Source organism: Heliophilum fasciatum (genome assembly GCF_004341395.1).
Classification (GTDB): Bacteria; Bacillota; Desulfitobacteriia; order Heliobacteriales; family Heliobacteriaceae; genus Heliophilum; species Heliophilum fasciatum.
The window spans coordinates 99343-109437 of sequence record NZ_SLXT01000010.1 but is presented as its reverse complement, the minus strand read 5'-3'; the positions used below and the strand labels follow the sequence as shown (position 1 = coordinate 109437).

Annotated in this window: 8 protein-coding genes; 1 reads left to right on the top strand and 7 read right to left on the bottom strand. The window is 52.2% G+C overall.

What is annotated here, in order from left to right:
* Positions 1-48: 48 nt before the first annotated feature.
* The 3 genes from EDD73_RS07355 to pcrA are packed head-to-tail and all read right to left on the bottom strand — an operon-like array spanning position 49 to position 5485.
* Positions 49-975: a hypothetical protein gene (locus tag EDD73_RS07355; protein WP_131919141.1), complete on the bottom strand. Its 927-nt coding sequence runs from the start codon at positions 973-975 to the stop codon at positions 49-51.
* The gene (gene ligA / locus EDD73_RS07350; protein ID WP_131919140.1) at positions 972-3071 is read right to left on the bottom strand and encodes an NAD-dependent DNA ligase LigA; all 2100 of its coding nucleotides are present in this window, start codon (positions 3069-3071) and stop codon (positions 972-974) included. Before ligA ends, EDD73_RS07355 begins: the two co-directional genes overlap by 4 nt.
* Before the next feature lie 14 nt (positions 3072-3085).
* A complete protein-coding gene (gene pcrA, locus EDD73_RS07345) occupies positions 3086-5485 on the bottom strand; it encodes a DNA helicase PcrA (protein ID WP_243116829.1) in 2400 nt (799 codons plus the stop codon).
* 158 nt (positions 5486-5643) lie between these two features.
* Between pcrA and EDD73_RS14870 the strand changes: the two genes are divergently transcribed.
* The gene (locus EDD73_RS14870) at positions 5644-5817 is read left to right on the top strand and encodes a hypothetical protein (RefSeq protein ID WP_165876376.1); all 174 of its coding nucleotides are present in this window, start codon (positions 5644-5646) and stop codon (positions 5815-5817) included.
* Positions 5818-5896: 79 nt separating this feature from the next.
* On the opposite strand, the gene EDD73_RS14865 is transcribed toward EDD73_RS14870, so the two are convergent.
* The 4 genes from EDD73_RS14865 to EDD73_RS07325 form a co-directional block, all read right to left on the bottom strand.
* Positions 5897-6055 carry a hypothetical protein gene (locus tag EDD73_RS14865; RefSeq protein WP_165876375.1) on the bottom strand — a complete coding sequence of 53 codons (159 nt, stop codon included), beginning with the start codon at positions 6053-6055 and terminating at the stop codon, positions 5897-5899.
* 72 nt (positions 6056-6127) lie between these two features.
* The gene (locus EDD73_RS07340) at positions 6128-6307 is read right to left on the bottom strand and encodes a hypothetical protein (RefSeq protein WP_131919138.1); all 180 of its coding nucleotides are present in this window, start codon (positions 6305-6307) and stop codon (positions 6128-6130) included.
* 68 nt (positions 6308-6375) lie between these two features.
* The gene (gene murF / locus EDD73_RS15535; RefSeq protein ID WP_320055180.1) at positions 6376-8883 is read right to left on the bottom strand and encodes a UDP-N-acetylmuramoyl-tripeptide--D-alanyl-D-alanine ligase; all 2508 of its coding nucleotides are present in this window, start codon (positions 8881-8883) and stop codon (positions 6376-6378) included.
* 233 nt (positions 8884-9116) lie between these two features.
* Positions 9117-10085 (bottom strand): diguanylate cyclase domain-containing protein, encoded by a 969-nt coding sequence (locus EDD73_RS07325; protein WP_131919137.1) that lies wholly within the window; start codon positions 10083-10085, stop codon positions 9117-9119.
* Positions 10086-10095: the final 10 nt, after the last annotated feature.

The following is a 10095-nucleotide window of genomic DNA, read 5'->3' as shown; positions in this document are numbered from 1 at the left end:
GGTACGGTTTGCGGCTATTTTCTTGATTAATTTGGAAAAAACACGGTTTCAACGGATACCATACTTGGTTCCATTGGGTTCCTGGACGGACTCTACATAGACAATGGCACTGCCCTTCTCGCCTTCTTCAATATGCATGCCTTCCTGATCCTGCAATTGCTCCATGGCCCGCTCACTGCCTTTGCCGGGAAAAACCCGCCAGTACCAGGGGCCATGGAAAAAAGGCGATTCTTCCGGTGACAGCATGCGCTTGTTGGCCCGGCGAATGCTGGTGATCACCCAGCGCTCATCTTCGCGAACCAAATGAAAGCGCGCTTGGTAGGCGATCATCGTTTGATCTTTGCCGATCAGCGCATCGGCCGTCACATTTACCCCGTTGGAACTTGGTTGCTCATCAACAACGACGCCGCGCAGCAAACTTTCGCCTTCATATTTACTTTCCATCTGATCACGAAAGTCCTCATAGTTGCCGTACTTGTCGCGCGTCTTTTGGGCCACCACCAAATAAGCCAGTCCCCAATCTTCGACGGCCCAAGCTTGGTAATAAGTATGAACCACTTCCCGGGGACCGAGTTCCCGGTCAAAGAGGCGATACATTAAGGCGATGCGCGCCTTTTCATCGAGCGGCGCCGGTCGCTCCAGCGTTTTCCAGTAGGCTGTAACTTGCTCATACACTTCTTCGTCTTCAATAAAGCGCAGCTTCGACAGCAGGGGATCAAAAAGCGCAAAGGCCTCCTGATAGGTCAGATCAACCGTATAATCTTCCAACCCGCTGAGCAAGATCCGGCCTTGGCCAAAAGGTGCTTCACCGACCCAGTCCAACTGCGATTCTTCAGGATTGGCTTCGACATAATGACACAAAATGGCGCGGGTACCTGTGCGTCGCCCTTCCCAGACCAGGACCAGCGATAGGACGCCTTGCAGTCGAAAAGGTGCTGCTTTGGCGACAAAGCGATTCATCGGGATGATATTCACGCTGGGCCTCCCTTTCTTGCCTCGACGGCTTCATCGCCGAGGCGGTGGAGCAATTCCGCTTCGTCGACGACAGGAATGCCCAACTCGCGCGCTTTATCCAGTTTCGATCCGGCCGCTTCCCCGGCGACGACCCAACTGGTTTTTTTGCTGACCGACGAAGCGACCTTGGCGCCTTGTTGCTCCAGCAAGCGCTGCGCTTCCCGCCGCTCTAAGGTCGGCAAGGTACCGGTGATCACGACGGTTTGTCCGGCCAAGGGCATCGCAGCAGCGGCTTCCATCACAGCCGGCCCGGCCATCAGCACACCGGCGGCGCGCAAACGGTCAATCAACTGCCGGTTCGCTTCGTTGGCCATGTAGGCCGTCAAGGACGCGGCCATCGTCGGACCAATTTCCTCAATCGCACAAAGTTCCTCCGCACTGGCGGCCATTAACGCATCAATGGAAGCAAAGCGGCGCGCCAATGTCTTTGCCGCCGTTTGACCGATGTGGCGAATACCTAAGGCAAAAAGCAGCGGTGCCAGGCCGCGCTGTTTGCTTTGCTCGATGGCTTTGATCAGCTTCGCCGCCGAACGCTTACCCATGCGCTCCAGTGGTTCCAGTTGTGCCGCCGTCAGGTGATAAAGATCGGCAACGGTATGGGCCAGTCCGGCTTGCCATAACGATTGCACCACCGCCGGTCCCAGGCCTTCAATATCCATGGCGTCACGGGAAGCAAAATGTGCCAATCGTTCTTTGGCTTGGGCCGGGCAATCGGCTGCGGTGCAGCGCCAGGCTGCTTCCGTTTCCAGTCGCGCCAGGACACCACCGCATTCCGGACAGGCAGCGGCCATCACAAAAGGCTTCTCCGCACCGGTGCGCTGTTCGGTACAAACACGCACCACTTCGGGAATGATATCGCCGGCTTTTTGAATCACTACGGCATCGCCGATGCGAATATCTTTTTCGCGAATCATATCTTCATTGTGCAGCGTCGCCCGGCTCACCGTCGTACCGGCGACACGAACCGGTTCCAACTCCGCTGTCGGTGTGATGACGCCGGTACGACCAACACGCAAGCGAATATCTACAACTCGGGTAATCGCTTGCTCCGGCGGGAACTTAAAGGCCGTAGCGTAACGGGGAAACTTGGACGTCATACCCAGTTGCTCATAGGCGGTCAACTCATTGACTTTGATCACCATGCCGTCGATTTCAAAGGGCAGATCATGGCGGTGTTCCGTCCAGTATTGGCAAGCGGTGATGACCTCTTCGATATTGGCACAGTAACGCCGTTCCCGGTTCACCGGCAAGCCCCAAGCTTCCATCGTCTCCAGCGCCGCCGTTTGCGTCAAGATGGGCCGGTCTTCCCCTTCCATGGACAGAATGTTATATAAGTACACTTGCAACGGGCGCTGCGCCGCCACTTTCGGATCCAGTTGGCGTAGCGAACCGGCCGCCGCATTGCGGGGATTAGCAAAGGTAGCTTCGCCTTTTTCGTCCCGTTCTTCGTTCAGCCGCTGAAAGGCTTCCTTCGGTAAAAAGGCTTCACCGCGCACTTCCAGATAATGGGGCAAGGTTGCTTGATCTCCCCGCAAGCGTAAGGGCAGCATGCGAATCGTCTTGAGATTCTCGGTGATCTCTTCGCCGGTTACTCCGTCGCCACGGGTAGCGCCGCGCTGAAAAATTCCGTTCTCATAATGCAAAACTACGGTCAGGCCGTCTATCTTCGGTTCCACCACATAGCTCACGGCGTGGCCTAATTTTTCTTGAATTCGCCGGTCAAAATCCCGCAGATCGCCTTCGGAAAAGGCATTGGCCAACGACAGCAACGGTGTCCGGTGGGTCAGAGGCCGAAACTCACTGCGCGCCTGGCCACCGACGCGCTGGGTCGGTGAATCGGCCGTCAAGAGTGCAGGATAGCGTGCTTCCAACTCCATCAGCGTCTGAAGCAGCCGGTCATAGTCGGCGTCGCTGACCTTGGGCTGATCAAGTACATAATAGTCATATTCGTATTGTCGTAACTGCCGGCGCAAGGCCTCCACGTTAGCGGCCACACCGTCAGGCACCGGCAACGCTCCTGTCTCCTGCTCGGCCGGCGCTTCTTTGTCCTTGATCATGGCTTGATCTCACCTCATTGTCCGCCGCTGATTTTTTTCACCGGTGCAAATTTCACCAGTAACTTCTTGATTCCCTGCCCCGTAAAGGCCACATTAATCTCTTGGTCATCACCGTGACCGTTGACTTTGACGACGACACCGACGCCGAATTTACCGTGCTGCACTTTATCACCAACGCGATAGCCCTCAGAGCCATCGGACGGCTCCGCTGTTGCTGTGGCTTGGCGCGTCGTCAGCAACGGATCGCCGGTCGTTCTGGCGCCCGGAGTTGCTACGGCCGGCTTGGCTATTGCGACCGGCTTGGCCGTTGCCGCCGTTCCCAGTCCGATACCGGTTCCCGAACCGGACCGGCTACCCAACCCTACCCCGGTTGCCGGTTCCGCCGGCTTGAAGCTTCCGGTAGAACCGGCCACTGCCGCAACTGCTGCGGTGCCGGAATAAGCCGAACGCTGTCCCCAACTGCTGCCTCCCCAGCGCGATGGCCGTGCTGGCGATACATCTTCCAAGAGCTCCGCCGGAATCTCCTCAAAAAAACAAGACGCACGATAACTCACAGTATTACCGAAGATTTGCCGGCATAATGCACGGGTCAGATAAAGCTCTTCCCGAGCTCGCGTTATCGCCACATAGCAAAGACGGCGCTCTTCTTCCATCAACTTTTCTTCATGGATCGAACGGCTGCTGGGAAAGAGATTGTCCTCCATGCCGGTAAGAAAGACGACGGGAAACTCCAAGCCTTTGGATGAATGCATCGTCATCAAGACCACGGCATCATCTTCTTCGGCATAATTATCGGTATCGGCGATCAAGGAAACACCGGACAAAAATTCTTCCAGCGTTTTTTCCTCGGAGCGCTGGTCAAATTCTTGGGTCACCGAGAAAAATTCCTTGACGTTTTCGATCCGGCTTTTCGCTTCTTCGGTTTTTTCCAGTTCCAACTCCCGGAGATAGCCGGTCATGTCGAGCATACGCTGGACGATCTGCGTGACCAACAAGTTCGGTGCCTGCGCACGCAAATCGCTGATCAACCGGTCAAAAGCTTGAATCAGTTTGACGGCCCGGCTTAATCCCGGCACTTCTGCCACCCGGCGCAAGGCTTCACTGGCTGTCCAATCTTGAGATGCCGCATAATCAAAGAGTTTCTGGACACTTGTATCGCCGATCCCCCGCTTGGGTACATTGATGATGCGCCGCAAGCTGACACCGTCAGCGGGATTGGAAATCAACCGTAAGTAGGCGATGATATCTTTAATTTCTTTGCGTTCATAAAAGCCCCGGCCGCCAAAGATGCGGTAGGGAATGCCGGAACGCATCAACTGATCTTCCAGTGCCCGGGACTGGGCGTTGGTGCGGTAAAGCAGCGCCATGTCGTTATAGCGGCGCCCTTGGCCCACCAGTTCTTCGATGCGCTGGGCAATATAGTAGGCTTCATCTTTTTCCGACTCGCCTACATAAGTGCGGATCAACGTGCCCGAAGGATTTTCGGTCCAAAGCTGCTTTTCTTTACGGCCGCGATTATGGCGAACGACACTGTTGGCGGCCGTGAGAATATGCGACGTAGAGCGGTAATTTTGTTCCAATTTCAGTGTCGTTGCTTCCGGATAGTCCTTTTCGAAATCAAGAATATTTTGGATGTCCGCGCCGCGCCAGCCATACACACTTTGATCATCGTCACCGACCACGCAAAGATTGCGGAATTTCTCGGCCAGCAGCTTGACCCAGATATACTGGGCATGGTTCGTATCTTGGTATTCATCGATATGAATATATTGAAATTTATTTTGATAATACTGGAGAACATCCGCATGCTGACGGAATAAGGTGACCGTTTGCATCAACAGATCATCAAAGTCCATGGCCATGTTGGCCCGGAGCTTGCGCTGGTAAAGATGATAAACTTTGGCCGCTGTTTGCTCACCGAAGTCATAGGCTCGCCGCTCATAGGCCGGGGGATCAAGCAGTTGGTTTTTGGCGTTGCTGATCTGAGCACGCACGGCTTGGGGCGCAAAGCGCTTTTCATCGATCTGCAATTCCTTCATGCAGTCTTTGATCAAGCGCAGTTGATCGTCACTGTCATAGATGACAAATTCCCGTCCATAACCGATTTTATCGCCATCTCGACGCAAAATCCGCACACAGGCCGCATGAAAGGTCGATACCCAGATATGGCGCGCGGCCGGGCCGATGATGCCGTCAAGGCGCTCTTGCATCTCCTTGGCGGCTTTGTTCGTAAAGGTGATGGCCAGGATGTTATAGGGGGAGACATGGGCCTGCTCGATCAAGCGGGCGATGCGATGGGTCAAAACACGGGTCTTACCGGAACCGGCACCGGCAAGTATCAAAAGAGGGCCATCCTGATGAAGAACGGCCTCACGTTGAACGGGATTGAGAGAGTCCAAAAGTTGAGTGCCCAATAAGTTCGCTCCTTCCGGTGATGCTGCTAGGCATGGCTCTACCATTTTACCACATCCGGGGAAAAAGGGGCTACCGTCATGGCCGGAGCACGGTTGTTTTACGAAAAAACGGGTAACCTACATGCGAGGAGAGACAAGCAACAGGGAGGTGGACCAGATTGAAACATAATCCAGTGCTCTCTGCGTTCGAGCGCGTCCAAGCGATGAACAGCCTCAAAGGCTACCAGCGCCTTTTGCGGGAAGAGATGAGCAAACCCGATCCCAGCTTTGATGTCGTCAAGTACTATCGCCAGCGGCTTGATCGTTGCCAGCAGATCCTGCACGGCCGGTGATAAAGCGGCGAAAAGCTCCGCGTCACCAGGTGATGCGGAGCTTTTTCCTTGCGTTCAGTAAACGTATTGACTTATCGATTTAATCGCGCATCAGCTTTTCGACCATGTCTCGATCCAGCGTGGTATCCACCTTGTTCGGGTTAACCCGCGCTCCGCCGACTTGCGTGATTTCGCCATCTTCACGGGGTTTTGACATCACCTGATCCTTAGCCGGTTGATCCGCTTTGTTACCAGCCATGCTGTTAACCTCCTGTAACTTCATTTCGTTTGGTCGCTTGGTAACAGCAAAGTTCGTATTGATGATCACCGATTAGTCACTGGTAAGGAATCGATCTACCTTATCTTCATCAAGGATCGCGTCGACACGGTGGGGATTGACTTGATCTGCGCCTACTTGCGTCAGATCACCGCTATCGTCGGTGCTCATGTTACCGCCGCTGCTGAGATTGATCATATTGTTTGCCCCTTGATCCGGATTTTTGAAAGTCATGACCTTCACCTCCGGGGCTAGTATGGCAGAGATAGGTGCCGGCTATACGAAACGATCGTTGATAAGCCCTATTCACTGAGCAAACGCAGTTCTTCGATAATCCCATCAAATTTCATCGATCGCGATGCTTTGACGAGCACCACATCGTTTTTATTGATGACGGAGGGTAACACTTTTTTCATGGCTTCCAGTTCGGGGAAATACAGAACCGTACAAGGAGGATTTGCTTCCACCGCTCCTTGCGCGATCGATTTGGCCATCGGACCGGCGCAAATCAGTAAATCCACATGATGGTCAGCCACATGGCGTCCTACTTCCTCATGGAGCTTCAGCGATTCCTCGCCGAGTTCCTTCATATCGCCGAGGATGCACACCTTTCTTCCGACCAAATCATCCAGTGCATCGATGGCCGCTTTCATTGACGTCGGATTGGCATTATAACAATCATCGATGATGGTCATATACTCCGTTTCAATCACATTAAAACGGTTATTGGCCGGTGTAAATCCCTCAATGCCTTTTTTGATCCGCAACGGCGTTAATTCGAACCGGTAACCGACGGCGAAAGCCGACAGCGCATTGGTAATCATTTGTCGCCCAAAGGAGGGAATCGTTATATTGGCCTTACCGCCGGCAAAGCAAATGTCACAATTAATCCCTTTGACGCCCATATTGACAATGTTATCTGCGTAAAAGTCGTTGGTATGCTCAAAGCCGTAGTAATAGGGTGTGATGGCGTTCGCTGTTTGTATCGATCGCAACAGTGGATCATCGCCGTTGAGGAAGATGGCACCTTCTTCGGCCATGTGCTCAAAAATCTCCGATTTTGCCTGCAACACGCCTTCCGGGTTGCCTAACTTCTCCAAATGGGAAAAACCGATATTGGTGATCACGCACACATCGGGGCGTACGATTCGACTGAGGTTGCGCATTTCACCAAAGTCGCTGACGCCCATTTCGATGACCGCCACCTCATGGTGATCACGCAAGCGGAAGAGCGTGAGCGGCACACCGATTTCGTTATTATAATTTCCTTGCGTTTTTAAGACTTGATACTTTTCTGACAGAACGGAAGCGATCATCTCTTTGGTGGTTGTCTTGCCGACACTGCCGGTGATACCGACCACCTTGATATCAAACAAACCGCGATAATAGGACGCCAGATCTTTTAATGCCTGAAAGCAATCGTTGACGCGGATATAGGGATGGGACGCACCGGGAATCTCTTTTTCGGACAAGCAACAAAGCGCCTTTTTCTCAATGGCCGAAGCAATAAAATTATGGCCGTCAAAGATTTTCCCTTTGATGGGGATAAACAAAAAACCTGCTTCTACATTACGACTGTCAATCGTCACGCCGGTGATGGTGGCCTGGCGCAGTTGCTCATCACCATGGTAAGTACCGCCGCAAGCGGCAGCCACTTGGTCAAGGGTCATGGGTTTCATCGTATCAGGTTGACGATTTTTCATGTCTTTACGTTGATATTGAATCGTCCCGTCGTGGCGCTGACGGTGGTCTTCTTTATCTTGATAAAGCAAAAAAGCTTCCTCAATGATCTGTTCACATAAATCTTCATGAGAGATGCCAATGGCTGCCGCTTCTTGGGGCAATAAGCTCGTCGGTGTCATGCCGGGCAGCGTGTTGGCTTCTAAGCAGTAGATGGCGTTATGTTCATCCAACAGAAAATCAATGCGTGCATAAGTATCGAGGCGCAATACATGATAGACTCTCAAGGCCGCCTCTTGCATGCGCCCGGTAATCACCGGATCCAGATCGGCCGGGCAGAATTCATCGGCTTTGCCTTTTTGATATTTATTCGCATAATCATAGAAACCGTCTTTCGGTACAATCTCAATCACCGGCAAACACTTACCGCCCAAGATACCGACGGAGAATTCGCGGCCCTTAATATATTGTTCAACGAGCACTTCTTTTTCGCCGACAAAAGCCAATTCCATGGCTTTGAGATATTCTTCGCGGTTATGCACGATGGAAACACCGATACTGGATCCGCCGGAACAAGGTTTGACCACACAAGGATAGGCCATCTCATCGTTGATGTAGTCATTAACCGTATGGGTAGCGGTAAACAGTTTCCCTGCCGGTGTGGTGATTTGATTGGCATAAAAAAGTTGCTTCGCCAGGCCTTTGTTCATAGCCAAGGCGCTGCCAAGATAACGGCTGCCGGTGTATTTGATCCCAAAAAGATCGAAACAGGCTTGCAATTTGCCGTTTTCTCCGTTGTCACCATGCAACGCCATGAAAACGATATCGGCCATTTTGCATATTTCAATCACATTTTTACCGATAAAACCATCGTCGTGATCGTTGCGCATTGATTTGATTTTTTCAATATCCGGCGCAAACTCCTTAATGCTGCTGGCTTCGGCATCAAAATCGTAATCAACTTCAAAAATCCGCGAGATGTCACTGTTCTCATTTTCATAACCAAAGAATACATCTATTAAAAGCGCTTTGTGGCCTTTTTTCCGTAAGGATTTGCAGACCATAACGCCCGTAGCGATCGATACATCGCGTTCCGAGCTCAAACCGCCTGCCAACACAACAATATTCATTCCTTTTCCTCCCTAAGAGTTCCAAACACAGCCGCTTTTTGCCTATCGGGCTGGCCGTTGTGTGCGAAAAAAGTTTGTTTCATAAGTATGTAATGAGCCTAGGTTATATTATAGCGTCCCATCGGCGAAATGATACCCTTTCTTTCACCAACCTCCACGGCGCCGAGAAAACAAAAAAGCCGTCAGCTTCTTGCTAACGGCATCTCGGCAAGTCACTTGTAGCAACCTTGAAGTCAGCGGTCCATCGACACTTGATTTCTTCCGCTTTTTTTGGCGTGATAGAGCGCTTGATCGGCTCGGGTAATCAATGACTCGGGCCGCTCTTCTCCGCCCGGAATCGTACATGCTACACCCACACTGACCGTCACATGGTCCTCAATCAATGACCCCCGGTGCGGCAATTGCTGTTCCCGTACGGCTTGACAAATGCACCGGCCGATATGTTCTGCGCCCTCCGCATCGGTATTCGGTAAGATGACGGAAAATTCCTCACCACCGTAACGGCAAGCCAGATCAGTGCTTCGCTTGATCTCCCTACGTAAGGTAGCGGCGATCGCTTTTAGGCACTCATCACCGGCCAGGTGGCCATAGGCATCGTTATAGTTTTTAAAAAAATCAATATCAACCATAACCAGCGCCAGGGACGTTTGCTCCCGTTTGGCCCGCAACCATTCGGAGGTAAGATATTCGTCAAAGCGCCGGCGGTTGGCGATCTCTGTTAACCCGTCAAGCATGGAAAGATCGTTAAGCCGCTTAACCGCTTCCTCGAGCTGCTGCGTAATCAAAACCAACTCTCTCTCCCGTTTTTTACGAGCGTCCATCTCCTTTTTTAAGAGCAAGGAAGAACGGATGCGCGCCAGCAGTTCTCTCGTTTTGATCGGCTTCACAATGTAGTCAACAGCACCAGCCGAGAAAGCATCATCAAGCAGCGTTGTATCGGTCACCGAAGTGATCATGATCACTGGGATATCACAGGTAAACTCATTGTTCTTTAGCTCTTTTGTGGCATCAATGCCGTTTTGACCGGGCAAGACCAAATCCATTAAAATCAAATCGGTACTTTGGGCATGGTGAGGAGCAAAAAGAAAATCCAAGGCGGCCTCGGCTGTTTCCATACCGACCACGTCGTACCCTTCACTACATAAGGTGATATGAAGAAATGAACGAACCATTGACGAATCGTCAACGATCAGAATGGTCATCGGTGCTCCC